We start from the raw sequence: 25375 nt of genomic DNA, 5'->3' as shown, positions 1-25375 counted from the left end.
GCGAGGAGCCGTGCCTCGTGTGTTTCCGCAAGTGAGATGGCCTGCCCGTTCGTCTCTTGGCGGGGTCCGACGGGCAGGCCGACAGCCCATGGGAGGGCCTAACAATGACGGTACAGGTCAGCACAAGCGCCTTGGCGATCCTCGTGATCGCCGGGGTCGTCGGCATCGCCGTCTACAGGTGGAGCCAGCAGAGGACCTCAGCCGGAGTACCGCAGCAGCGGGGCGACCTGGGGCAGGCAATCGGGGTTGGGGCAGCCGTCGGCGCGCTGCTTGTCGCAGCACTGGCGTTCCCCGGTGACCCAACGGCGGCTGACCCTGCGGGTCCGGCCTCGACCACGCCCCAGGCATCGGTCTCTTCCTCGAGCCCGTGATGACCCGATGCTCTGTGCCGCCATTGATCAGGACAGGAGCTGCCCGGTGAACGAGGAACTTTGCGTGTGCACGCTAAGCCGTCCCGAAAACGGGGCTTTGATCTCGGACACCGGACAGCCTGAAACTCTGTCCATAATTTCGGCTCGCCCAGCCCGACGACTCGGGGACGGCCGTGCTGCGCGGGTCAGCGCGAGCGGGGCAGGCAAAGTGAAGGGCGGCACCGGGACCTCCTACTGGCCTTCAGCGTAGATCGACGCCCCTTCGCACGCGCCCCGGGGCCAGCGGGAACAGCACTGGGCGTCCCAGCCGCTGATGTCACGAGGCGCGATAATGCCCTCTCAGACTGGTTCGATGAGGATGCACTTCTGTCGGTACAGCTTCGACATGACCTCCGGCCAGCGTTCACGGCCGGGGTGGGACCAGCACATGGCCCATGCCGGCTCATCGGCTATCCGAATCACCGTGGCGAGAGAGTCGAGGATCTTCAGTACGCGCGGAATACCGAGGGGAACCTTGCCTCCAATGCGCGCCCGGCTGATCTCGTCCTGGTCGCGCTCGGCATCCAGGTCCCGGAACCGTTCCAGTGCAACCTCGGTGCGCAGTTCGCCGTTCTGGTGCGTCAACAGGTGTCGCAGTTCCCGGGCCCACGTCACCTCGTCGGTCTCGACGTCGGTCCCGAGCACCTTGTGTGCGGTGACCAAGGTCTTCCAGCCCGGTGACTCGAACCTCGGCGGGGCGGCCAGTTTGATGGTGTGCTCCTTGCCGTCCTTGGTGAAGGACGGCCCGAGGGCTTCCTGCAGCGCCTTCTCCAGGTACACCTCGAACGCTGTGACGGCATTCTTCATGGCCGTTGCTTCAGTGATCCAGGCGTAGGAGTGAGGCCAGAGTCCGTCGACTGCGTCCTCGAAGATGTAGAGGTGCTCGTCCCCGTAGTGCCGGTACGGGTCGAAGCGTGCGGCAAAGGACTCCTCAGCCTCGTTCCAGGTCTGCTGGTAGGCCTTGTCCGACCACTGGGTGGACAGCCGCAGGAAGGCGCGGTTCTCCCGGTCGTTCTGCTTCCAGTCATCGAACGCCCGGCTGACCGTGCCGCTGTCCTCGTTCCACGTCATGAGACGAGGCTAGAGAGCCAACCTCGGCTGCCCCAGCGGATTTTCGGAGGATGGGCAGGCTTGGCTCGTCTTCGCGCTCCCGTGTCAGACCGGCTGCCACACTGCAACGGTCGTGTCCCGCGACGTGGTGTAGGGGATCAAGCGCTACGCCTTCCGGTTCGAGGCTCATAGCGATCTATGCGGAGGCGGCAGCCCAAGAAGCGTGCTGATGAGGTGAGTTGGACACGGGAACGGGCTGAGCCATGTCCCTGGCCTGCGGGTTCCGGTGTCTTGATCCCCTACACCACGTCGCGGGACGCCATCCGCGGCCACCACTCAGCTCCAGGCCCATGCACCGCAGTCGCCGCATTTCAGCCTCTACAACCGCCAGCAAGAGCACGAATGGGCAGCCAGCGAGAGTGTCGCCTGGGTGCGTACCGACGCCATCGTGCAGGCCGTCGATGAGGTCTGGGGCGACTTCGACCGGTCCGAGGAGTCTCGCGGCCCCAGTTGGATACCCCGCGCCGCCCGCGAACTGCTCACCACCGAGCCCGAGCAGCTCACCGCGTTCCTGCGCCACCACCTTGCTGAGGTGTCCGCAGTAACCCTCGGTGTCATCAACGGGCCGGCCGGACCGCTCTACAACGTCTCTAGTGGCGGCGCCCATCGCACACGCCTGTTTCGGATCTTGGGCCTGCCCTGGATGATCGCGAAGCTCTATGCCCGCATCCCGCCCCGCCGGTTCGACGTCGCTTCCGTCATCGACACCGCCAAGGGCATGCCCGAGGTCGAGCGCGTCGGGGACGGCTGGCGCACCCTGCTCGAGCGCGGCCTCCTCCAGGGCCGCATCAGCTACGAAGGCGACTTCGCCGTGCTCGACCTCGACCACGCCCCCGCGCCCTGGCTGGTCGGCGACGCCGCCCTCGCAAGCGCCTACAACACGGCCTACGAGCGCGTGTACCCCGGCGCGCTGACCGAACTGGGCATCCCCGCCACCGCCTTGACCGGCCGCAAAGCCTGGGAGCAGTGGCTGTACGGCTGACGATCACCAGCAACGCGGCATTAACACGACCCGGACGACTGGCCCGGCCAGGAATACGCGGTGATGCTGTGCCGCGCCTACCGAGCCCAGCCCGGGCAACTGGGACTGCTGGGACGTGTACGGCAGTTGTCGGCATGGACAGCCGAGGTGATCGGGCACGGTCGCCACGACGCCGGCGTCGCCGCATCCGGCCGGCAGGAAGGGGCAGATCCGATGACCACCGATGCTGGGCTCCCGTCGGTCAGAGAGTCCGCGAACCGGTGCGGCGATACGGCCCTGGCCGCGTGGGCGTACGGAGCGTAAAGCATGGTGGCCCGCCACACCGGCAACCTGACCGCGCCTTCTCCTACGCAGAACGCGGTGCCGCCGCAGCCCCCGGCGGCCTGGTCCGGGCGCAGTTGCACGCCTGGGCTCTGTTGCCCACCCTCGCCCAGCAGGGCCGCGACCAGGAGGCGAACGCTGCTCTGGACATGGTGCTGACGGAACTCGAGGCCGATCCGGTCGGCGAAGCTCCGGGCCGTTTCGGGTTCGACGAGGCGGAACTCGCCCTGCACCAGGCCGAAGCGCACCTCGTCCTGGGACGCACCGACCAGGCCCGTGCGCGCCGAAGTCTCCGCGGCCGCATGCACGCCCGGCACCCCCGGGTGGGCGGCCGCCACACTCGTGCTCGCCCAGGCCGAGGCATCCGACCAGCCAGCCGATGCCGCCCAGCGCGCCCTGGACGTCCTCGATCAGGTCCCGTCGATCCGACTGCGCGCGACCGCCCGCACCCGACTGAGGAGCCTGGACGGACTGCTCGCTGCCCGGCCCGCCGACAATGTCGCCGACTTCCGCGAAGCGCTGCGTACCTTGTCGCCTCCGGTAGACGCGTGCGGGGCTGCCTCGGCCTGAGTCGGGCTTCCGCGTCATGAACCGGGGTTTCCGCCGGGCCGGCGGGGATCCAGGGGACGTCGGCCGTCGTCGTACGGTCCGCCAAGGCGGCTCACGCACCTACCCGTCGCCGCGGTCCGGCGCGACCATGTCGGCAAGGACCACAAGGTCACCCTCTTGGGACGCTTCGGTGACGGTGTGCCCGCGCTGGATCAGCAGCCCTGGTACTGCGGCCTGCACGAGCACTCTCATGCTGTCGTCGCTCCCCGCACGTCTGGCTTGGTCACAGGCCAGCGAGGTGAACCCGTCCGAGGCCGTCCAGCTGACCAATGCGCCCGCAGGCGCCTCGATCACACGCAGCCCCGGGACGCCGGTGCCCGCGTCGCCCAACACAGCCCGCTTGAACCAAGGAGCAAGGCCTTCGACGTGCCCTTAACGGTCGCCGGGCCCACCTCGCTCGGCGTCCGCCCCGCGTCGGACGCCCGCATCTTCCGATCAGTAGTTGCCGTTGGAGAGGATGTCGCCGTTCTTGTCGTAGACGGTCACCAGGCCGTTCTCCGACTCGTAGCACGACGCGAATGCGGCGGCGATCAGCTTGCCGTCGGACGCGTGCGCACCCGCGATGCCCCCGGTGTAGTCAGTGAAGACTTCCGCTGTGTCGAGGATGTCGTTGTGCTTGTCCGCGCCGGTGATCTTCGTGACGTGTTTGACGGCTTCCTTCTCTGTCGGGGTGCCTTTCTTGGCGACACACTCCTTGAACACGTCGGCCTGGCTCCTGGCGGGCTCGTCCTTCTTCTGTTCTCCCTCGGTGGGCGATTCCTTCGGCTTGGCCGAGGAGGTGTCGTCGGAGGTGACTACGTCTTTCTTGGTGCCGGAGTCGTCCGAGTTGGTTGCGACGACGGCGATGATGACGATGAGGACGGACAACAGCAAGACGCCGAGGCATCCGAAGCCAAGGGCCTTGCGCTTCGTGTGCTTCCTCGGAGGCTGCGGCCCACCGCCGCCACCGGGCCGGTCGGGTCCTCCCCAGGCGGGCTGCTGTTGTGGATCTTGCGGATAGCTCATCGTGCCCCCTTCACCCGGACTGCACAAATGGGGCAAATACATTATATAAGGGGAGCGCGAAAATGGATCTAGACGAAGGAGTCACGGGGCGGGAACGCTTCGACTCGAAGGAACGCCGCCCCGATCGGCTCCACACTCCCGCATGCGATTTCGCAAGCGAGAGTCAGCAACGCCCAGAACGTGTGATCGTTCGACGCGAAATCATCCGTCAGATAAGGACGATCACGCCATGCACATCAGCGCAGCACACAGATGAGCGCCACCACAGGCTGCCACGGGCCAGGGCCGTTCGCACCGCATGCCGCGTCGGACACTTGAGACGCCCGCCAGGAGTAGGCAGGGCTACCGCGCCTACAAGTCATCGCGGCGCGAACGCCTCTGCCGCGTGCTCCGCGTGCAACTACTTCTCTTCGATCACTGCCGTCGCTGTGACTGAGCGCGTTGAAAGCGAGACTCGTGGCTGCCTGGCACCGTGCATGGCTGTCCCGCCGGAGCCTTGCAGGTGGGGCACTGCACGTGGGACACGCTCCGGGCCAGATCCTCGGTCGTGGTGCCGCGCGAGGCCTCGGCGCCAGCCCGGTAGGCCCTTTTGCGAGCGTCGGCCTCCGTCCGGGACGCGATGACCAGCAGGAGACGCTCGTCGTGACCGCCAAAGCGCCGCAGCGGCTGACCGTCCCGGCCTTCGTCGAAACACTCCTGCCCCGGACGGGCGCTGCACGTCGGGCAGGGGCCCTGGAACCACTTCTTGCGTGCGACCTGGTCCTGCAGTTTGCCGAGCCTTCCGCCGTACACGCGGCCCCTGGCACCCTTCAGAAAATCGATCTGCGCCCGGGTCAGTGGAACGTCACTGTCCGGCAGCTGGGAGATCGCCCTCAGCAGACCCCGTACATCACCGAAACGCTCATCTTCCAGGGCAAGCTTGAGCTCCGCCAGATACTCCTTGCGCTGCTCTGCGGCCTGCCGCGCCTGACGTGCGCGCTTCTCCGCCTCCCGTTTGGCCCCGTCGCCGGTCAAGGCCACCAGCTTGCCCTTGCGGTTCCATGTGACGACTTCATTGCTGCGTTCCAAGAGCCATTGTTCGGCCGAATCCCGGGCCTTCTTCAACACCGCCGGCACCGACGTCTTGCGGCCCAGCAAGATGTCGCATTCCTTGATCAGCCTTTGAGTGTTGGTGATGTCGCGGCCCTGGCGCGCGGTGGCCAGGCGCAACAGGAGGTGACCCACCTCCGGCGATATTCGGGCTGGCTGATCGTGCGTTTCGGCGTGGGGGCGCCCCGACGGTCGGGCAATGGGCCGGTTCGGCAGGTCGTCCAGCGCCGGGGTCACCAGGCCGGCGGGCCCCAGGGAACACTGTGCAGGGGTGAACCACTCGGTGCCTCGGGCGGTCTCGGTACCGATCAGGACGCGCCGGCTCGTGCCCTGGCTGTCGCAGCGGATGCGGTGCACGTACGGCAGGCGCTGCAGGGTCGCCCGGTCCACCAGCACCCCCGCCTCCACCACAATGCGGGCCGCCGTCTGCGTGTCCCAGTCGGGCCGGACAGCCGCATTCATGTGGATGGTCAGCCCAGCACCGTCGCCGAGCCGCAGCTGCACCACAGAGCCGGGAGGAGCCAACTCAGGCCCCGGCTGCGAGCACACCACCTTGCCCGACATTTCCTGGGCGCGCAGCAGCCGCTCGGCAGCAGCCTTCACGTAGAGGTGGTCGGCGCTGGTCACGTCCCGGGCCCGGCGCGCACACGGCGGCCGCGTCGCGTCCAGATCGGGGTGATGGGCGAAATGGCACACACGGTCCACGTACAGCTTCGTCGTCAGCTGCCGGCCACAGCCGCCCAACCAGCTCCCGCACCAGAACGTCTGACCCTCGTACTGCTTACGGAACGCATCCAGCTCGATCGCTTCCAGCGGCAGCACTAAAGGCTCCTGGGAGTCCACCGCCCCCAGCACCGCCGTCTGAATCTGCCTCCGGTCCTCACCCGACGCCCCGCCACTACGCAACGCCATCCCCCCGTCCCGTTCCGGCTCATCTCATCGTGCCACCCGCCCAGTTGGCCCTCCAGACCAAACGACGAGCACGCCCCCCGCGAATGGGACAGCGCACTACACCGTTCGAGAGCGGGAAGCGGCCGCAGCCGTGTACCGTTCACCTTCCTGCAATGTGGTGACCGGACGGTCACACACGGTCGCAACTTGGGAGGGGCCACTGCTGCGTCACTTCACTCCGGCCGCGGTTTTCGAGCGCGGGTGAATGCCTTTGCCTTCTCAACTCGTGAGCGATGCGGGCCTCCGGGGCTCTCGCAACGAGAATCGGGGCCCTGGCCGCAGTCGGGGCACGTGACGTCGTAGACACGCCACGGGGGCGGTGGCGGGGTCTGCTCTCGCTGTTTGGCCTTCCGTTCTTCCAGGATCGGATGGAGCCGTTCGTCATGGGGGACGTTCCGCACCTCGCCGGTGCCGGTCTGGTTGTCGATGACGCAGTTCTGGCCCTGGCTGGCGTGGCAGCGCGGGCAGCTTCTCTTGATCCAGTGCCGACGTGCCACCTGCTTGTGCAGATGCTTCCTTGCGGGCTGCTGCTCGTCTCCGGTTGGTGCCAGCCGGGCAGACCTAGACCGGTAGGACCAGGCCGACTGGCTGAGGCCCGCGCGTTCCTTCCAGTAGGCGATCCGGATTGCCTCGCGGTCGCCCATCAGGCTCCCTGCGTCGGCCGCTGCCTGGATCGCCTTCTCCACCAAAGGGCGCAACTGTGCAGGTTGCAAGTGCCGTCCGGTGCGGCTGAGATCATCAAGAATGTCCCGGACTCGCTGGTAGGCCTCCGCGGTGAAGGCGGTCATGTAGTCGGCGGCCGCCGCCGCGATGATATCCTCGGTGTCGGTGCGGTCGTGGCTCGCGGTCGCGTTGACGCGGGCCAGGAGTTCCCGGATCTGCTTGGTGCGCCGGGCGGCCACGGCCTCGTCCAGCCGGGCGAACAGGTCTCGCCGGACTTCGGCCTGCCGCTCCAGCCAGCGGTTCGCCTCAGCCACGGCAGCGTCCACTTCGGCCAGGGTTTGCTGGCTCATCCCGGTCATGGCGGCGATCTCGCCCAGTACCCGGTTCACCACGACCACGGACTCCACCTTCAGGGCATCAGCCAGCCGGCGCAGAACGACCTGTGCGCGTGCCTCGGTGTCCGGAGCCTTCCTGGCCTTACCCGTCGGCCACCGCGAAGCAGGGCGTGTGCTGCGGGCGCGGACGATCCGCTCGACCGCAGGCGTCGACAGCCCCCGCTCCGTCATCTCGCAGTCGTCCAACGCGAACCACTCGGTTTCCCGTGCGAACGCCTCCGTGCCGATCCGGACCTTCCGGGTGGTGCCCTCACTGTTCAACCGGATCCGATGGACGTACCAGCGGTCGATCAGAGTGTCCCGGTCCACCGGCACCGACATCCCAAGTACCGGCTCGCGGCCGCCCTCATCCCACGCCGGCTGAACCGCCTGGTCCAAGTGCACGCGCAGTCCACGGTGCTGGAACTGGATATCCACGACCGAGCCGATCGGCACTCCCTCCGGCTGGGCAAACTCGAAGTCGGCCGGAAGGTCCCGGCTGCGGAGCCAGGCGGCGGCCGCGGACTTCACGTACAGGTGGTCGGCGCTGTCCACACCGCGGGCGCGCCGGCCGCACAGGTGGGGGCGCCCGTCGGGGCCCGGGTAGTGGGCGAAGTGGCAGACCCGGTCGGTGTACAGCTTCGTCGTCAACTGAAGGCCGCAGCCTCCCAGCAGCAGCCCGCACCAGAACGTGTCGTGCTCGTGATGGCGTCGAAAGGCGGGCCAGCTCGATCGCCTCCAGCGGCAGCATCAGCGGATCCTCCGAGTCCGCACCGCCCAGGACCGCCGTCTGAATCCGCCGCCTGTCACCCTGCACAAACCCCCACCCTTCGTCCCAACTCATCGTGCCATCAACGGCGTTGGCCTCACAGACGATCGACATGCTCAAACCGTCGTACGCAGGGGGCAGGGCCCGGCGGAACAGTCGACGCGCTGGCCTGACGGGCGGCACGCTCCGCCCGGGCCCGCCGCAGCGCAAGAGCCCGGGTCGCTTCGGATTCGCGGCGACGCTGGATGCGGGCCGCCTCGATCGACGCAGGCTGGTCCGAGGCGCCTACGGCTCCGGGAACGCCCGCCGGCTCAGCTCACGCAGCGCCCTGGTCCGCCGCTCCACGGCCTCCGCGATGCCGGGTCGACGCGCCGCTCGGGCGCGACGGTCTAGCGCTTCGTCAGGCGCTCACGAGTGCGGGTTGGTGCGGGTAGCAGAACTCCGCGTCGGTGAGCCACCCGAGCTTGGGAGCCGGGCGCTGCAGTGCAGGGATGGGGGCCTCACACAGTGGGCCGCTGTCGTTGCTGGGCGAGACCCAGACACCGCTCCATCGTGGGTGACGGTCGGTGATGGCGTCGCCGCAGTTGGCGCAGAGGATGACCGGGACGCCATGGTCGTGCAGCAGCCGGGCCAGCTGGGGAGGTTGGAGCTCGGGTACGTCGTCTGAGTCCTCGATCAAGCCGGACATCATGGTGGAGCTGTTCCAGGTGGCCGTGTCGATCGTGTCGTCCCAGGTGGTGTCCGGGCCGACGCTGTGGAAGGTACGCCATCCGAATACCGGTGTGCCCGGACCGTTCGGTTCGGGTGCCTCCTGGAAGGACTCAAGTACGGCAGCGGTGTAGTCGGGGCGGACCGTTCGGACGCGGGCTTCCACGATCGGCCGGATAACCGTGTGCAGGGCGTCGAGAGCGGCGAGCACGCCCGTGTGCAGTTGGTCCCGACCGTGCTCGCCGGCCTGGTGCGCTGCGCACAGCACCATCTGCTCCAGGGTGCCGTCGAGGAAGACGGCCTGCTCAACTACGGCTTCACCGTTGTCGGCGAGGAGGACGCGGTGGCGCATCTTGGCGCCCTCAACGTCGCCGATCCACTCCACCGGCTCGCCGGCCTGGACGGCCTTCACCGCGTCAGCCGGAGTCGAATACCGGTCGGCCAGGGCGCTGAGCGGGTCGAAGTCTGCATCGGGAAGGCTTTCCCAGTCGGGTTCCCAGTCGGCGGGCTGCGATCCTGCCTGCTGCGTGGGAGCGCTTCGCCTGGGGCTGTTCTGCCGGGGCGCCTTACGGTTCTTCTTACGCTTCTTCGGCATCGCTTGTGGTCTCCGATCGTTGCCTGCCCTGGCAGGTCCTCAATCTTGTCATTCGGCAATGCACCGAATGATCCGGTTCCGAGAAGTAGTTGGTGGGACGGTACAGAGGTGATGGCAATCGCCCTGATCAACCGGCACGTCGGTGAGGCTGTCCGCCGTCGGTCCTAGCCTGCGCATTCACGCCGTACGCCGGACCGCCGAGGGCTGCGGCGCGGCGGCCTCCGTCCCGGTCTGACGGGCCGCTCGTTCGGCCCGGGCCCGGCGCAGCGCCAGGGTGTGGTTGGCTTCGGACGCGCGGCGGCGCTGGATGCGGGCCGCCTCGATCGAGGACGCCTCCGGCTCGGGGAAGGCCCGCCGGCTGAGCTCGCGCATGGCCCTGGTCTGCCGCTCGACTGCTTCCGCGATGCCCGGGTCCACCCGCCTGTCGGGGGCGACGGCCATGTGCGCGGCCAGCGCCTGCTGATAGCCGGGCGAGGCGGTGTCGCGGGTCTTCACCGGCGCTTGGGGCGCGGTCTGCGGGGCGGGTTCCGCCGTGCGGGGCTCGGGCGCGACGCCGGCGGCCAGGACCCGGATGGTGCGGACGGCGTCGGTGCCGACTTCCTGGTTCGCTGCGGTGATGATCCGGGCGGTGATCAGGCGGAGTTGGGTGGCATAAGCGGGCGAGTCCGGGCGCAGGTCCAGCTGCCCGCTCTCCGAGTGGAAGGCCACGGCCTGGACGTGCTCGGACAGCCGGGATGAGAGTGCGGCTGCGATGTCTGGCCAGCGGTCCAGGATGCTGCCGCCGACGGCCGGGACCGCCCAGGCCCGCTCCGCCATCAGGCCCTGGAGCACGGCGGCGAACCCGCTCGGCTCGCGGCCGTCGCGCTTCACAACACGCCTGGTGCGGCGGCGCGGCATCCGGGCCTCAGTTTCGCCGCGCTTGCGGGCGGCATCGCGGGCGGCGTGCAGAGCGACCCGCGCGAGGTCGACACCCGACAGCTCGGGGCCGTCCGAGCCGGCCTGCTCGATGGTGGTGGTCTCGGTCATCTGGGCCTCCTACCGGTGGGTGATGGTCATGAGCGAGCTGTGGGCGGCGCTTGCCAGCTGGCGGGCGCGGCGCATCAGGGGTGCGCCGTAGAGGCGTTCGGCGGCCTCGGGGCCCATGGAGTCGACCGCCAGGTCGATCAGGTCGGTTACGCCCCTCATGAGCTCGCCGAGCGCCTGCTCGCGCATCTGCTCGACCTGCGGGTCATTCAGCCCCGGGTCCCCGCACTGGTCACCGACGCTGGGGGCCTGGTCCTGGCGGCGGCCGCCGTTAGCCACCTCGCGGACCTGGGCGAACGCCTGCGCCACCTGGCGCGTGACAACGTGGCTGGAAGGTGCCTCCCAGTCGCCCTCGAACCGCTCCCGCTGGGCACGGACCTGCTGGATGCGGTCACGGCGGGCCGCCTCCTGAGCACCGCGCCACCGGGCGACGGCCTCGGCACGCTTGGCCGGGGTGTCCAGCACGGTCACCGCGTTGGCCAGCAGCACGGCGAGCAGGCCGGAGCCCCGACGGACGTGGGCCGCCTCGCCGCGGAAGTGCAGCCAGGCCTTGACCTCGGTCACGGTCCATCCGGCATCAGCAACGGTCCGGGCCACCCAGGCGATCCGGGACACCGCGCAGCCGCGCAGCCAGTCCATCTCATGGGTGAGCTCCCTCGCCAACTGGAAGCGGCGTCCGACCGTGTTCAGCTTCCGGCGACTGCTGGCCTTGGACTTCTCCGGGATGAGTGACTCGCTGCCCCCGCTTGCGAGCTTGCTCTCAGGGGGGAAGGAAGTAGTACCCGCAGACGAAACACTTGAGGAACTACCCCCCATTGGGGTGCAACGGGACTCCGCCGAAACAGCAGTCACAGAGGCCTCCGTAGCCCCCTTTCGGGCAGCCTTCGGCGCGGTCCTCGAGGACCGCGCCGCCCGAGGCCGGCGCACCTTCCGGGCCGCCTTCGCTGCCAGCTTCGCCATCAACTTGCGACCGAACTTCGCGATCCCCGTCACCCGCCGCCCGGTGCCCTCACCAGCCGTCCGGATCCCCAGCGCGGCATCGAACTCGGGCGGCAGCATCAGCGCGAATTCCGACGCCTGCGGCGGCCCGCCCCGCTGCCGCGTGCCCTTCACGATGTAGGCAAGCAGCCCGGTCTCCCGGAGAATCTGCAGGTGGCTCTGCACCGCCCGCTTCGTGAGGCCGGTGCGACGCATCAGGTACTCGATCCCCGGACGGCACGGCGACAGCTCGCTGAGCAGCTGGGCGATGAACACCGTCGTCTGCCCGAACGAACGCGGACCGTGCGACCGGTACCGGCGCGGCTCGTACAAACCCGAGCCCGCCACCCAGTGCACCCCCTGCATCCAGGAGTAGCCGTCCGGCGCGATCCGGCCCGTCGACGTCAACAGCCACTGCCTCGCCTCCGACACGTACAACGCGGGCAGCACATCGACCGCGTCGTCCCCCGAGGAACGCGGGGCGGGAATCATTGCGGCGTCCGGCGCCGCCACGGCGCTCACCGGGACTCCTCCAAGTCGCCGATAGAGAGCGTCCGGGCAGCCCGCGCACATGACAGTCCGCCGGTTTGAGCGGGAGGCTGTGACCTGAAAGGCGGTGCAAAATGCACCAATAGGGCAAGACTGGGCTGACAAAGGGCAGCACGATGCTGCAACATGTGCTTAGCACTCCTGTCGCTTTTGGAGGGCACAACGAAGGCCTTTGTGGCGCTTCATGGTTCGGGCAGAACCAAAGATCGAACCGCTCGCAGCCGGCTGGCACCGGGGCGAGCAGCTCCTCCCGCAAGGCCCTGGCAGGCCGAAACCGGAGAGCAGATGGGGCACCGCGCCTAGGTGACTGGCATCACCGGGAGGCCGGGCCCCGGCGGCTTGAAGTCCCGCTCAGCGGGCGCCGCCGATCGCGCCTACGACATCTCGCCCCCTTCCGGGGCTGAGGTGCGCCCGTGCACGGACCGGCACGGGAAGACAAAAAAGTCCCGTTGCCGGAGCGACGCGCGGGTCACTACTACGGCAGGAGCCGTGGTGCGTGTCTGCGACTGGGTCACTCCGCCACCTGTTTCCGTGCATCGGTCAGCAGTTGGAGAAGTGGCTGGCGCAGTCCTGGTGCTATGGCGATCGTCGCTGCGGACAGCAGGTCGTGGTTCCGACCGTGTGCATCCAGGACAAGAGCTCCCGCCTCACGGGCGATTGCCGTGCCCGCCACCATGTCCCAAGGGTGATTACTGAGTGCGATACTGCCGTCCAGTCTTCCAGAGGCGACCCATGCCAGGTCGATCGCGGCAGAGCCGAGCATCCGAACTCGCAAGGCACGTTCAGCAAGGAGCTGCGTGATCGCGAAGCGGAGCTCGTTGCGCTTGTGCGCGTGCGCACCTACGGCGTAATCGCCGATCGCGATCACGGCCTGGGACAACTCATCGCGTGCACTTGGAGTGAGGGGCTGCTTGTCAGCATGTGCGCCGAGCCCTCGCGCCGCCTTGAACCGCTGACCTAGGAACGGCAGATCGATCACGCCGAGCACCGATGACTCGCCCGACACTAGCCCCAGAGATACCGCGCAGAGAGGAATGCCGTTCACGAGGTTAGCTGTGCCATCCACGGGATCCAGGGCCCAAGTGAGCTGTCGAGCCGGTGATACGGATCCTCTCTCTTCACCGAGAAAGCCAAGTTCAGGCGTTTCACGTGCTAGGAAGTCTCGAAGGTCCTGCTCCACCGCAAAGTCGATATTCGAAACCATGTCTCGGTCGCCCTTAGACCGGACCTCCCCGACGGCCATCCGGCTGACGAGGGAGGATGCCCGGTCCACCGCGGCTGAGGCGATCTCGAGAAGTGCGCCCAGGTCGCTCACGCAGGCTCACGCCTTTCCCACATGGCAGAAAACACCTGCTCGAACGAGGGGTACAGACCGCCGGTAGGGCGGCGCTTGCGGATCACGAACGTTGGTGAATCAACACCACGGGCCTGCGGCAAGTACGTCTGCGCCACACACAACTCGGCATCCACGAGTAGCACGTTGAAGCGGATCGGCTCGTCATAGACGCCAATTTCAATACGCCCTTGAGCTTCCGGCGATACGCGTGCTGCGACATGCTCACGCAGGATCATAAGGTTCATCGCCGTCAGATCTGACAGGCGGTTCTCCGGGTACCCCTCTTCCTGTTCCCGCTCTCGTATGAAGTGACCGTACGGCTTGAGGAAGAGGCAGCGCAGTGTGGTTCCTTGCTCGATGAGTTCCCGAAGCCTCACGTCTGAGTACGTCTGGCACAGCATGTTGAGAGAGAGCCCACACAGGCGAATCTCCTTGGCGCCCTCAAGAAGATCGGAAACTGGCAACTTTGCCTGGAACTCCGACCGGGTCGCGTAGACAGCTTCAAGGTCGACGAAGCGGTCTCCCATAACCTGTGCCGCGGCATCGAACGCCTGGCGATTACTGAGGTCGGGCGGGCTCTGGCGGACGATCAGTTCGCACGCAACAAGCACATCCCCCGGTGGTGTCGCGTTTTGCTCCCAGGCCCTAATCAGCCCGGCACCGACCGGCCAACCAAGAAGACTCTCAAGGAGGGCTGCAAACGCCTCCTCGGTCATGCTGCGGGCCGATCGTGCGGCGGCAACTTGGTTTCTTGCAACTTCTCCTAGGTCCAGACGATTGGGGCCAGAGCCGAACATGGAGATAACGGTCGCCTCTTGACCAGTTGTCATCGGCATTCCTCCTGGGCCTCAGGCGCCATTCGTCTTCTGGGTACGACTAGTCTCGTTCGGCGGCTCGACGTCTCGCGGATAGGGCTGGCCTAGCCGGCCGTACAGGTCCATGAGGCGTGACTGCAGGAGATCAACCGAACGCTGGAGGGTGCCAACTTCACTCCGAAGCGCCTCGATGGCACGGGTGTCCGGCGCCTGCAGGTTATCGACCTGGGACCGAACTTCCGCAAGGCCTTGAGCCAAGCCCTCCAGCGTGAACTGCCCTTCGCGGACCTCATCGGGTTTGGCAAGCACGAACACGGCCTTGCCTGGCTGTCCTACCAGCACGCCCTCTTGGGTCAGCTCCCTGACCGCGCGACGGATCACAGTGCTCGATACGCCGTACTGCGCTGAGAGCGTGGCTGTTGAAGGGATCGGCTGGCCTACCTCGAGCCGCTCGCTGGAGATCTGCTCGCGGAGATCATCCATGACTCTCCGATACTCCGGCCGTCCGACTTTATCCGCCACGGACTCTCCCTTGTCCTTGTGCACCATGTTGTACAAGCCGCCCCTAGTCCAGCACATGGGCGTCAGGGGGAGAAGCAGGGCATCGGTTCCGGTCATGTGGGGCCACCTCCTTGACAACCATATACACATGGTTCAGCTTTGTGTATATGGTTGCAGCCATGCAGTCGAGCGTCACCCAGCAGACAGCCGGTCATGCCGAGAGGACCGAAACGATGCAGACCCCGGACTCCTTCCGCGCCGCGCACGGCGATGTCACCACCTGGTCCACCGCTGAGATCGAGGGCTACGAGCACACGGTGGAGGCCGCGAGCCCGGCCTTCGCCGAGGCCATCGCCACCAACCGGTTCGTCCTCGGCCGTCACGCCGAGGGCGGTCAGGTCGTCGTGGACCTCGCCACCGCCGAGGACCTGGCCCAGCGCCGCGAGGCCGGCGCCCTCCACGTCCTCATCGGCGGCACCACGGGCAGCGGCAAGACCAACCAGGCCGCCCTTCTCGAGCAGATGCGGCGCTTCGCCAGCTGACCCCGGATGCCTTCTATCAGGACCGCGCCCTGCTCGGTCCTGGTGGTGGGAAGCCGGAGACGGCCCCAGAGCACCACCCAAAACCAAATAGCGCAGCACCGCTCTGAGTTGTGTGATCGCTCACCTGATGGTGGGTGCCGGGAGACGTACCACGAGGTCCCCGGTCGGCTCTTTGCGGGCGCAGCCGACAGCAGTTGCGCTGCCTGTCCCCCACGGCCCTTTTCCATAAGTCCGTGGGGGGCGGAGAACGCAACCGCCTGGAGGGACATCCTCATGAAGAACAACGGCAGGGCGCCGCTCAAGGCGAGCGACTTCAAGCCCGACCTGATCAATCTTCGTCCCGGTCACCGGTCCGCCGTGTGCCCGGACTGCAAGACCTGGCGCACAGTGCAGAACCGCATGATCACCGCGCACCGGGCCGAGCCGCACAGTGGCCAGCCTCGGCACCGCCGCGATGAGAACCACGTGTCCCGCTGCCCCGGCAGCGGTCAGCGCATCTGGTTCGACATCACCCCCGAGCAGTGGCAGGCCCGTTACGACAGGCTGGCCAACCGCCGTCAGAACCAGGCCATGGACGCCGGCGCCCGGCACACCACCCGGGTGAAGCGGATGGGCAGCGCCGTCGCGCCGCCGGTCAGCAAGGTGATCCCGTCCCCGCTCACCGCAGCGGTGGCTCTCAAGGCGTACCGCGCCCACTGCGAGGAGTGCGCGGCCTGCCCCGGCCGCGCAGGATGCACCGATGGCGCGCGTCTTGCCGCTCTCTACACCCGGCTTCAGCGGCAGGAGCCGAAGCGGCAGCGGACGCGCGAGGGCATGGAGCAGTTGCGGGAGCAGGCCGAGCGCCACCTGACCGAGCAGTTGCCGCGTCGGCGGATGGCCGAGTGGGCCGCCGTCATCCCGGACGTTCAGGCCGCTGACAAGCAGCGGGCACAGCTGCCCGACGGCGATGCCCCGGCCGAGGGGCCTGGCCTCCCGCTGCTGAAGAACCCCGCAGCCTGACCCGCACCTCACGAACGAACGACCACGGCCGCCGCCCTCCCCATCGCGGAGGGCGGCGGCCGTGGCTGCTCGTACGACAGCCGACCCAAAAACAAACGCCCCCGGTGGCCGCCGGGGGCGTTTGTGAACGGACCTGCTTGGAGGCCCTGTTGCTCACCATCAGCATGCCACACCAGATTCCCGCGCCGACTCCCGCGGACGACCCGATGACCCTCGACGCCCTGCGGAGGATCGTCGACGAGCAGATCGGCCCCCGTGCCAGGGGCGAGATCTACCAGAACAGCGACGGCGCCTTCGAGGTGCTGTCGGTGATCCGTGACCCGCAGCGGGCCCGTGAGCTGCTTAAGCGGCGCTGCGCCCAGTGGGTGGTGATCGTCCGCGATGTGCTGCGCCCGGACGGTGAGCCCTTCGCGGTCGGCAGCGTATGGACGGATTCGGACCACCTGGTCGTCCGCGAGGCCGGCACGGATGGGGGTGCGAAGTAATGGACTGGCGCCACAGGGCGGTCTGCCGCGAAGAGGACCCCGAGCTGTTCTTCCCGATCGGTGACATCGGCCCGTCGCTCCTGCAGATCGAGGAGGCCAAGGCCGTCTGCCGCCGCTGCCCCGTGACGGATCAGTGCCTCCGGTGGGCGCTGGACTCCGGTCAGGAGGCCGGCGTGTGGGGTGGCCTGTCCGAGGCGGAGCGGCGCTCGATGAGGCGGCGCGCCGCCCGCAAAACCCGCAAGGCTCCCTGATCCGGCCGGTACGGCGAACGACCACGGTCGCCCCCATCCGCGAATGCCGCTGGGTGGGGGCGGCCGTGGCTGCTCGTACGGACAGCCGAAACAGCGGCAGCCCCAGGGATTGCGCCCCTGGGACTGCCAAGGACCTGTTGGGAGGCCCTGTGATCACCATGATGGCACCTGCCTGGTTAACGGGCGGGCTGATCGACGAGTTGGAGCGCGAGGACGACGACCTCGGTCCCGAGCCCGACGAAGGCGAGAGCCTGTTCCTCGCGGGTGTCCTTGCGTACGCGGCCCGCCCCGCCGGCACCGTCTCGCACCGTATGGCGCCGCACGGCAGTGGGGGCCTGCAGTGCGACATCTGCAGCGGCTGGTTCGGGGTCACCTTCTGGACATGCCCGGCCTGCGCGGCGATCAGCGCGTGGCAGCGTCCTGTGTCTGCGTCGGAGGAACGCCGGCCGCTGCCGATGCGGCCGACGCCGCACGAGCGGGACGGCCGGGACCAGCCGCCGCCACCGGCCCGTCCGCACCCGCGCGGTGCGCTGTCCGCCCTCGCTTCACGCCGATGACCGGCAAGAAGGACCTGTACCAGCGGTACATGGCCGCTGACCGGGCGCTTCGTGAGCACGCCGGCAGCTGCACGTCCTGCACCACGCAGTCCCGCTGCACCGCTGGAGCCGCGCTGTTCGAGACGTTTTGCCGGCTGCAGGACGCCTATCTGCAGCGCAAGGGCGATCACCGCTCCACCTGAAACCGGCCCGCCCGGGCCTCGGGCACCGCCAACTCACTTGAGACACGAGGAGATTCGTCATGTCCGAAAACTTCCAGGACCGCATGTTCATGGCCGGCGAAGCCGTCTACGCCGCCATCGAGCGCGGCGAGCACCCGGACGTGGAGGCCGAGCTGACGAACGCCCAGCTCGAGGCGTCCGCCGAGGACTGAAGTCCATCCCCCGCAACACGGCCTGAGCTTCCCCCTGTTGCCTGTCGTCCCCGCCCGCCGGCGGGGACGGCAGGGAGCGCACGGGGCCTCCCCCTGGTCCGCTCCGCTGGCTCCCGGCGACCGGGAGCGGCACCCAACTTCGCGCCCGCCGCCCGGGCCTTCGGACAGCAGCTCGCCCGCACTGCGGGCCGGCGCCTTGTCCTCGCCCGCCGGGTCGGGCAGACCCCCGGGGCTGAGCGATCCCCACCTGCCATCCCCCGCCGCCCCCGGCACGACCGATCAAGGAGCACAAGATGACGAGCCCCGCGGACCTGGTCCGCTCCGACGCCGAACCGGCGACTGACCACTTCCCCGTTCCCGACACCCCGCCCGCCCCGCGGGCCGACATCCACCCCGAGCCCGGCCTGCAGGCCGAGACGGACGACGTTGCGCAGACCACGGAATCCGAGCCGGACGGCGACCCGCGCACCATGCGGCTGCTCGCCGTCATCGCCGGAGTCGGCGGCCTGGTGCTCGCCTCGATCGGCTTCACCGGCTCGTACAACACCCTGCGCCACCTCGCGGACGGCAAGGGCTTCGGCCTCTTCTCCTACGCGTTCCCCATCGGGATCGACGCGGGCATCCTCGTGCTCCTGGCGCTCGATCTCTACATGATGCGCAAGCGGATGCCGCTGCCGATCCTGCGCTGGGCTGCCCACGGACTGACCACCGCCACGGTGGCGTTCAACGCCGCCGCCCCGCCGGGGCCGGTGTCGGCCGACCCGCTCGCGGCGTCCATGCACGGCGTGATCCCGGTGCTGTTCATCATCGCGGTGGAGGCCGCCCGCCACTACATCGGCCGGATGGCCGACCTGCTGGCCGGCGCCACTCCGCTCGGGTCGGTCCCGCTGACCCGGTGGATCCTCGCCCCGTTGTCCACGCCCCGCCTGGCCCGCCGGATGCGGCTCTACAACCTCCCGTACAAGGAGGTCGCCGCCCAGCACCAGCAGCTGCGGATCTACCGCGAGGGCCTGCGCCAGAAGTACGAGAACGACGACAAGCCCTGGCGCAAGGCGGCATCGGCGAACGAGATGCTGCCGTTCAAGTTGGCGCCCTTCGGGTTCAGCGTGGAGCGCGCCCTCGGGGTGCCGCTGGTGGAGGAGACCAAGCGGATCGAGAGGGAGGCCGAGGCCGCTGTTCAGCGTGCCGAGGCCGAGATTCAGCGAGTGAGGACCGATGTTCAACTCGGGGCCGCTCGCATTCAGGCGGAGGTCGACAAGATCCGCGCCGAGGGTCAGCTGAAGATCGCCCGAGCCGAAGCGGAACGCGAGGCTCAGGCGGAGATTCAACGAGCCGAAGCCGACTTTCAACTCCGCGAGGCCAAGCGTCAGCACGCGCTCAAGCTCGCTGAGGACCAGGCCGCAGCCGAGGCGCAGGAACTCGCCGACGAGACCGAGAAGCGCCGCACCCTCGCCCAGATCGAGCGGGAGAAGGTGCAGGCCAGCTGGGGTCTGGAGAAGCAGCAGATGACCACGCAGGCCACCGAGCACGAGCGCCGGATCCAGGCTGATGCCGCCGCCCGCGCCCAGCAGGAAGAGCTCGCCCGCCAGGCCGGGATCGCCCAGGAGCAGCAGCGCCTGGCCGAGGCCGAAGCGGCCCGGGCGAAGGCCCTCGAAGAGGCCGCTGAACACGAGCGGAGGGAGGCTGAACACCGCGCCGCGACGGTGAACGCGGCCAAGCAGGAGCAGCTCGACAGCGAGGAGATCGCCGCTTCCGTCGCCCGCCAGGAGGCCGCGAAGGAGGAGGCCGCTGAACTCCGCGCCCGCGCTGCTGAACACGAGGCGCGTGCGGTTGAAGCCGCAGCCATGGCCCGCATGAGCCAGGTCGACTGGGACACGCACCGAGTCGCCGCGATGATCCAGGCCCGAGGCGAGAGCGCGGTCACCGTCCGCATCATCTCCGAGGAGCTGGGCATCTCCACCGGCTCCGCCCAGGACCGCAAGCAGCGCGCGCTCCAGCTGCTGGACGAGCAGGACGGCGGCCAGACCGCCCAGGCGGCCTGAAAGGGCCGCCGACCTGCGAAGACGAGCTCATCGACGGCTCCACCGGCCCCCGAGCTGCTGATGACAACTCGGGGACGCGGTGAAGGCGCCGAAGCGCCGACACCAACCCTGCCATCAAATCGCCCCGGAAGGAGGCAAAACCGCAGGTGAGCGACACCAACGAAACCGCCCCATGGAACAACCCGCCGCAGCGGAACAAGACGCTGCGGCGCAAGCGGGCCGAGAAGCAGGCCCGGCGTGCGGAGCACTGGGGACGGCGCCTGGCCGAAGCCCGCCAGGAGGGCCCGGACATGGTCGCCGCAGTCACCTTCGACCGCCTCCGAGGCGTGCTCGACAAGCTCCCCGCGGACGCTCGCGCCCGCGCTTACGAGGCTGTCACGCAGGCCCTCGAGCACATCCGCGAGACGCACGCACAGTGACCGCCCGGCTGTGACACGAGCTGTGACGAGACCTGTGACAAGCCGCTGTGACAGCAGAAACAGACCCCACCCGTACGGCCGCGCGCACCCGTGCGCACAGGCGCGCCCGTGCGCGCGCGAGACTACGACGCTCTGTAACGCCCTGTCAAACCCCCACCCGAGTCCTGGAAGGACGGAAAAACCATGATCGACGCCGCTGTCAGCGCCGCCGCCGGCGGGGCCTGCGCCGGGTCCGCCGCACTCCTGTTCTACGCGGAGAAGCTGCCCGGACTGAACAAGGTCACCAACAAACTCCACACCGACCGCGCCCAGGCGATCCTCATCGCGACCGCGTCGGCCGCGATGGTCGCCACCCCGGCGGGCTCCTGGTGGAACGAGACGGTCAACTCCATCAACGACTGGGCGGTCAGCTCGGTCGGCGAGTGGACCGGCCTGATCATCACCGGCATCCCCGCACTGGGCGTGACCCTGGTCTTCGTCAACGACCTGGTCACGCGGAAGGTGGAGATGCGCACCCGGATCCTGGGCGCGGTCCTGCCGGTGCTGGCCTCCACCATCCCTGGCCCCATCGGCGATGGCATCCAGACCGGGCTGGCCTGGGTCGTCACGACCGTCGGCCGCCTGGTCGCCGGCGCCTTCGGCATGGCGTGAGCGGGGGCTGAGCCGTGTTCGAACTCATCCTGCTCATCGCCATCGCCTACGCCGGAGCCCGCGGCGTGGAGAAGGTGACTGGCACCGACGACCGCCGCTACGACACCGCGGAGTCCCGCAAGACCGTCGAGAAGGTCGCCGCGAGCGGCCCGAAGGACGGCTCCACCACGACGGTGAAGGCGCCCGGGCCGACCGAGCCGGGCGGCACGTTCAGTGCCGCCGCCCCGCGCAGCGCCAAGGTGGGCGGCGCTGCCGCCGTGCCGCTCGCGGTCATCACCGAGACCGGCTCCACCATGTGGAAGGCCGTCGGCGAGGGATACCGCGAGCGGTGGCCGGAGATCCGCGAAGAACACCGCCGCAAGATGGCCGAGAAGGCCGAGGCGAGGCGGAAGAAGAAGGAAGAGACCGAGGCGAAGAAGAAGGCGGACGAAGCAGCGGCCAAGGCCGGGCCTCCCCCGCCCTACCCGCCGAAGCCCACCGACCCGCCGAAGCCCACCGACCCGCCGACGGCCGGCGACCCGGACGCGGAAGTCGACGACCCGGACGCGAAGGACAAGCCGGAGGAGCCGAAAGCCGCCCCGGCCGACACCGGCCCGGACGACGACGCGGCACGGCCGAAGACCGAGGCCGAGCTCGAACGCGAGCGAGCCGAGCGCGAGAAGGCGCGGGCAGAGCAGGCCGAAGCCGACCGTGACGCGGCGAAGAAGGAGGCCGAGGAGGCCCGCGAACGCGCGGCGACGGACAAGGTCCTCGCCGCGCAGAAGGAAGCCCGCGAAGCGACGGAGCGGGCGGACGCGGCCGAGGAACGGGCGGCCCGGACCGCCGAAGCGAAGCCCGCCGACGCCGAAACCGACCCCGCCGGGCGCCGCCACCTCAGCGTGGTGCCCGAACCCGCACAGAACGGAGACCCGATGTCCTCTCCCAACATGGTCATCCCCGAAATCCGCACCCTGGACGGGCTGATGAACGCCCTGACCCTGACGAAGGCGATGTGCGAGATGCGCTCGGAAGAGGCCATCGCGATCGCCGCTGACGACAAGTCCCTCTCCGACCGGCTCGACCAGATCGAGGCGGAGATGGCCGAGATGGAGGTCGACGCCAAGACCCGCCAGGAGATCGACACGCTGCGCGAGGACATCCACACCCAGTCGGCGGCCGCCGCCCAGTACGGCGCCGCAGCCAAGGACGCCGGCGACTTCGCCGTGGCGGCCGCGGCCTCCGCCTACAAGGCCCACGGCGGCATCGCCGAAGCCGTCCAGTCCTCCCCGATCGAGCGGGCCGCCCAGGCCGGCTACTACGACCGGTGACAGAGCCCCGGCGGGTCGAACCGTACGTGTGGACGTGGGAGGAAGACGGCATCTCCCGGCAGGTCAACGTCCACTACACCCGGATCGGCACCACCGTCATCTACCACCCGCGCTATCCGGGCGACGAACTCCCGTGGTTCGACGCGGACTACGAGTTCGAAAGCGACCGCGGCCGCTGGGAGGACGGCGACATCGTCACCCTCGGCTCCCCCGATGACCCCGGCTACGGGCTGATCGACCCGGACGACGACATCGACGCCCCCGAGGACTTCAGCGGCGTCATCGACGACGTCGTCTCCGACTCCAGCCCCGAACAGGAAGGAACCCACCCCATGCCGATCACGAAGATCCCGGACGTCGTCAACCACCGCGCCCTGCTCACCGCGCTCAACACCATCCGCGCGGAAGTCGAGACCCGCCAGGAGGACGTCGACAACCTCGCGGCCTGGTCCGGCGAGATGGCCGAGCGGATGCGCGGCATCGGCGAGGAGCTGAAGGCCCTCAACGTCGACAACTACACCGTCGGCAACATGCACATGCTCGGTGACCTGATCGACGGCTCGAAGAAGGCCGCCGACGCCTACAAGAACGCCACCGACAAGTCCGTCACCCAGGCCGAGACCGCCGCGCGCACCGCGCACCGCAACCACGGCCGCATCCAGGACGCCGTCGACGACTCCGACGTCCCGATGGCGAAGAACACCTTCTACGACGCCGAATAGCGCCCACTGCACCACCCACCAGGCCACCGGGCCCGCCAACTGGCGGGCCCGACCCCTGTGTTGCCCAGACGCCCCCGACCCGCGCACCAGGCGCGGTTCGGGGGCGGTGGGGAGCACCGGGCCCCCGGACCCGTCCTCCACAGCCCCGAGCATGAAGGGAACCCGCCGTGCGCGCCCCGAAGAACCCCACCCCCCAGTACGTCGACCTCGCCGCCTTCGTCGCCGCGCAGACCAACCAGGCAACAGCCCAGGCGGCAACCGGCAAGAAGAACTCCCGCACCTTCAAAGAGTGGGCGATCGACAACCGCGGCCGCCTCACCATCACCGTCACCGCCGCCAGCATGGGCCCGACCGGTGAGCTGCTGTCCGCCACGCCCGACGGCTGGAAGACCGCCCTCACCCTCGGATTCACCGGCGCCGCGGCCGCCGGCGCCTGGGGCTGGGTCCCCGGCCTGGTCAAGTGGAACGGCGTGTGGCGGCCCGCCCGCACCCTGCCCGCCGAACACGACCGGTACATCGGCCTGTCCATGCCGGTCACCGGCTCCGGCCTGCTCACCACCATGGCGAGCGTCGGCGGACCCGAATGGGGCGAGAACCCCTGGTGGGGCTTCTCCCTGGCCTGGTCGCTCGGCTACGGCGCCTGGGCGTGGCAGCGCTGGGGACGGCGCCCGCAGGCCAAGGCCCCGGAGCTGACCCAGCAGATGCTGGACTGGATGGAGTACGCCGCCGTCCCCGACGGCCCGTACCCCAAGAGCAAGCTGGTCTCCCCGATCGCCAACCCCAAGGGCGGCTGGTCGGCGGAGATCCACGTGCCGCGCGGCAAGTCCTTCAAGATCGTGGCACTGGACGACGTGCTGTCCTCGCTCGGGATCGACGACCCCGACCTGGTCGCGCTGGAGAAACTCTCCCCGCGCAAGGGCCGGGTCACGGTGTTCACCGAGAACCCGCTGAAGAAGGGCACCCTCTTCGGCCCCCAGCACGTCCTGGACCCGGAGACCGGACTCGCCCCGTTCGGCGTCTACTACGACGGCGAGCAGGCCAACTACCGGTTCTTCCTGCCCGGCTCCGGCGCGGTGCACGACTTCATCACCGGCACCTCCGGCTCCGGCAAGTCCCGCGCGCTGGACGGGCTGTTGGGCATCGAGCGGCGCAGCCCGCTGATGTGCTCGATCGTCATCGACCCGCAGGCCGGCCTGTCCCTGCCGGACTGGCCCGACGGCGTCGCCGTGTTCGCGCCGGGCAACGCCTTCGGCATCGTCGTCCTGCGCGCCGTGCACGCCCTGATGAAGGAGCGCGGCAAGCGGTACAACCGGCTGAAGTGGGTCGACGACAAGGGCCGCACCCGCGTCGGCCGCGCCTTCTTCGTGCCGGGCGATCCCGACCCGCTGGTCTGCGTCACCCTGGACGAGGCCCACGACCTCCTCAACGACCCCGACTATGGCGAGGAAGCCGTCAAGATCGTTGGTGACCTCGTGAAGGAGGCCCGGAAGGTCGGCATCAAGTTCCGCCTGGCCAACCAGTCCCCCAACGCGAGCGAGTTGGGCGGCGAGACCCTGATCCGCGACATCCTCCAGGGCGGCAACAACCTGGTCCTGCGCTCCGGCTCCTCCGCAACCGGCAAGCGGGCCGCCGGCAACGCCCTCGGCGACATCGACCCGGGCGCGATCCCGAAGGAGTTCAACGACGGCACCAGCACCGGCGGCCTCGGCTACCTCGCCGGTCCCGACAACCGGTCCGCGATGTGGCGGGCCCCCAACGTCGAAGACGCCTACGGCCTGGCCCACGAGGGCGAGACCACCGGCATCGAGCAGGCCAGCATCGACGCGCTGCCGATCGTGCGTCACATCCTCGAAGAGCACGCGCTGATGATCCGTCTGCGCAACGCCGGCGAGGACTACACGTACGACCCCGAGCGCTTCACCGACACCGCCCCGGCCCAGGCGAAGAAGCCCGGGAAGAAGCAGGCCGTGCCCGCTGTGGCCATAGAGAAGGTGCCGGACGCCGTGGAGCCCGAGGGCGCGACGATGTCCGACACCACCCGGCGGATCGTCGCCTTCCTCCACAAACACGGCAAGCCCGCAGCCCCGGCGGTCATCTCCAGGTCGCTGGGCATCCCCAACCCCCGGGTGCGCACCGCCCTGGGGCGGATGAAGGACGACCCGAACGTGCCCGTCACCAACCTTGGCCACGGCGCCTGGGTCCACACCGACCACGCCGACTACATGGCCGCCGCCTGAAC

Annotated in this window: 26 protein-coding genes; 15 read left to right on the top strand and 11 right to left on the bottom strand. The window is 68.9% G+C overall.

What is annotated here, in order from left to right:
* Positions 1 to 710: 710 nt before the first annotated feature.
* Positions 711 to 1481, bottom strand: coding sequence for a hypothetical protein (locus tag ABIE67_RS47380; RefSeq protein WP_370270483.1), 771 nt, complete (start codon positions 1479 to 1481; stop codon positions 711 to 713).
* Between the two features lie 409 nt (positions 1482 to 1890).
* Between ABIE67_RS47380 and ABIE67_RS47375 the strand changes: the two genes are divergently transcribed.
* Together ABIE67_RS47375 and ABIE67_RS47370 are read left to right on the top strand one after the other, a co-directional pair.
* Positions 1891 to 2502: a hypothetical protein gene (locus ABIE67_RS47375; RefSeq protein ID WP_370270479.1), complete on the top strand. Its 612-nt coding sequence runs from the start codon at positions 1891 to 1893 to the stop codon at positions 2500 to 2502.
* A 597-nt stretch (positions 2503 to 3099) separates the two neighbouring features.
* Positions 3100 to 3393, top strand: coding sequence for a hypothetical protein (locus tag ABIE67_RS47370; protein WP_370270475.1), 294 nt, complete (start codon positions 3100 to 3102; stop codon positions 3391 to 3393).
* A 99-nt stretch (positions 3394 to 3492) separates the two neighbouring features.
* On the opposite strand, the gene ABIE67_RS47365 is transcribed toward ABIE67_RS47370, so the two are convergent.
* The 10 genes from ABIE67_RS47365 to ABIE67_RS47320 form a co-directional block, all read right to left on the bottom strand.
* Positions 3493 to 3624 carry a hypothetical protein gene (locus ABIE67_RS47365; protein WP_370270471.1) on the bottom strand — a complete coding sequence of 44 codons (132 nt, stop codon included), beginning with the start codon at positions 3622 to 3624 and terminating at the stop codon, positions 3493 to 3495.
* A gap of 243 nt (positions 3625 to 3867) precedes the next feature.
* Complete coding sequence (locus ABIE67_RS47360) at positions 3868 to 4437, bottom strand: hypothetical protein (protein WP_370270468.1); 570 nt, start codon at positions 4435 to 4437, stop codon at positions 3868 to 3870.
* Between the two features lie 414 nt (positions 4438 to 4851).
* The gene (locus ABIE67_RS47355) at positions 4852 to 6348 is read right to left on the bottom strand and encodes a hypothetical protein (RefSeq protein WP_370270464.1); all 1497 of its coding nucleotides are present in this window, start codon (positions 6346 to 6348) and stop codon (positions 4852 to 4854) included.
* A gap of 302 nt (positions 6349 to 6650) precedes the next feature.
* Positions 6651 to 8069, bottom strand: coding sequence for a hypothetical protein (locus tag ABIE67_RS47350; RefSeq protein WP_370270460.1), 1419 nt, complete (start codon positions 8067 to 8069; stop codon positions 6651 to 6653).
* A 614-nt stretch (positions 8070 to 8683) separates the two neighbouring features.
* Complete coding sequence (locus ABIE67_RS47345) at positions 8684 to 9586, bottom strand: hypothetical protein (protein ID WP_370270455.1); 903 nt, start codon at positions 9584 to 9586, stop codon at positions 8684 to 8686.
* A 177-nt stretch (positions 9587 to 9763) separates the two neighbouring features.
* A complete protein-coding gene (locus tag ABIE67_RS47340; protein ID WP_370270451.1) occupies positions 9764 to 10612 on the bottom strand; it encodes a DciA family protein in 849 nt (282 codons plus the stop codon).
* 9 nt (positions 10613 to 10621) lie between these two features.
* Positions 10622 to 12109 carry a winged helix-turn-helix domain-containing protein gene (locus ABIE67_RS47335; RefSeq protein WP_370270447.1) on the bottom strand — a complete coding sequence of 496 codons (1488 nt, stop codon included), beginning with the start codon at positions 12107 to 12109 and terminating at the stop codon, positions 10622 to 10624.
* A gap of 538 nt (positions 12110 to 12647) precedes the next feature.
* Entirely contained in the window at positions 12648 to 13451 is an 804-nt protein-coding gene (locus ABIE67_RS47330; protein WP_370270444.1) for an inositol monophosphatase, read from the bottom strand.
* A complete protein-coding gene (locus tag ABIE67_RS47325) occupies positions 13448 to 14302 on the bottom strand; it encodes a DUF5919 domain-containing protein (protein WP_370270442.1) in 855 nt (284 codons plus the stop codon). Before ABIE67_RS47325 ends, ABIE67_RS47330 begins: the two co-directional genes overlap by 4 nt.
* Positions 14303 to 14320: 18 nt before the next feature.
* The gene (locus ABIE67_RS47320; protein ID WP_370270440.1) at positions 14321 to 14905 is read right to left on the bottom strand and encodes a GntR family transcriptional regulator; all 585 of its coding nucleotides are present in this window, start codon (positions 14903 to 14905) and stop codon (positions 14321 to 14323) included.
* A 62-nt stretch (positions 14906 to 14967) separates the two neighbouring features.
* On the opposite strand from ABIE67_RS47320, the gene ABIE67_RS47315 reads away from it, so the two are divergent.
* The 13 genes from ABIE67_RS47315 to ABIE67_RS47255 all read left to right on the top strand — a co-directional run bounded on the left by ABIE67_RS47315 (position 14968) and on the right by ABIE67_RS47255 (position 25373).
* Complete coding sequence (locus ABIE67_RS47315) at positions 14968 to 15330, top strand: hypothetical protein (protein ID WP_370270438.1); 363 nt, start codon at positions 14968 to 14970, stop codon at positions 15328 to 15330.
* A gap of 273 nt (positions 15331 to 15603) precedes the next feature.
* Positions 15604 to 16329 carry a hypothetical protein gene (locus ABIE67_RS47310; RefSeq protein WP_370270436.1) on the top strand — a complete coding sequence of 242 codons (726 nt, stop codon included), beginning with the start codon at positions 15604 to 15606 and terminating at the stop codon, positions 16327 to 16329.
* A 149-nt stretch (positions 16330 to 16478) separates the two neighbouring features.
* Positions 16479 to 16814, top strand: a complete 336-nt coding sequence (locus ABIE67_RS47305) for a hypothetical protein (protein WP_370270432.1) — start codon at positions 16479 to 16481, stop codon at positions 16812 to 16814.
* Positions 16814 to 17065, top strand: a complete 252-nt coding sequence (locus ABIE67_RS47300; protein ID WP_370270430.1) for a WhiB family transcriptional regulator — start codon at positions 16814 to 16816, stop codon at positions 17063 to 17065. Before ABIE67_RS47305 ends, ABIE67_RS47300 begins: the two co-directional genes overlap by 1 nt.
* A gap of 158 nt (positions 17066 to 17223) precedes the next feature.
* On the top strand, positions 17224 to 17622 hold the full coding sequence (locus ABIE67_RS47295) for a hypothetical protein (RefSeq protein WP_370270837.1): 399 nt from the start codon (positions 17224 to 17226) through the stop codon (positions 17620 to 17622).
* On the top strand, positions 17619 to 17804 hold the full coding sequence (locus ABIE67_RS47290; RefSeq protein WP_370270428.1) for a hypothetical protein: 186 nt from the start codon (positions 17619 to 17621) through the stop codon (positions 17802 to 17804). The genes ABIE67_RS47295 and ABIE67_RS47290 overlap by 4 nt, the downstream gene beginning before the upstream one ends.
* 59 nt (positions 17805 to 17863) lie before the next feature.
* A complete protein-coding gene (locus ABIE67_RS47285; RefSeq protein ID WP_370270423.1) occupies positions 17864 to 17995 on the top strand; it encodes a hypothetical protein in 132 nt (43 codons plus the stop codon).
* 293 nt (positions 17996 to 18288) lie between these two features.
* The gene (locus tag ABIE67_RS47280) at positions 18289 to 20037 is read left to right on the top strand and encodes a DUF2637 domain-containing protein (protein WP_370270418.1); all 1749 of its coding nucleotides are present in this window, start codon (positions 18289 to 18291) and stop codon (positions 20035 to 20037) included.
* Positions 20038 to 20183: 146 nt separating this feature from the next.
* Entirely contained in the window at positions 20184 to 20456 is a 273-nt protein-coding gene (locus ABIE67_RS47275; protein WP_370270414.1) for a hypothetical protein, read from the top strand.
* Positions 20457 to 20639: 183 nt separating this feature from the next.
* Positions 20640 to 21107 carry a hypothetical protein gene (locus ABIE67_RS47270; protein WP_370270410.1) on the top strand — a complete coding sequence of 156 codons (468 nt, stop codon included), beginning with the start codon at positions 20640 to 20642 and terminating at the stop codon, positions 21105 to 21107.
* 14 nt (positions 21108 to 21121) lie between these two features.
* Entirely contained in the window at positions 21122 to 22414 is a 1293-nt protein-coding gene (locus ABIE67_RS47265) for a hypothetical protein (protein WP_370270405.1), read from the top strand.
* The gene (locus ABIE67_RS47260; RefSeq protein WP_370270402.1) at positions 22411 to 23136 is read left to right on the top strand and encodes a hypothetical protein; all 726 of its coding nucleotides are present in this window, start codon (positions 22411 to 22413) and stop codon (positions 23134 to 23136) included. Before ABIE67_RS47265 ends, ABIE67_RS47260 begins: the two co-directional genes overlap by 4 nt.
* A 167-nt stretch (positions 23137 to 23303) precedes the next feature.
* Entirely contained in the window at positions 23304 to 25373 is a 2070-nt protein-coding gene (locus tag ABIE67_RS47255; protein ID WP_370270398.1) for a hypothetical protein, read from the top strand.
* The last annotated feature ends 2 nt before the right edge of the window (positions 25374 to 25375 follow it).

This window comes from Streptomyces sp. V4I8 (assembly GCF_041261225.1).
In the GTDB taxonomy this organism is placed as follows: domain Bacteria; phylum Actinomycetota; class Actinomycetes; order Streptomycetales; family Streptomycetaceae; genus Streptomyces.
This window is presented reverse-complemented; position numbering and strand designations above follow the sequence as displayed.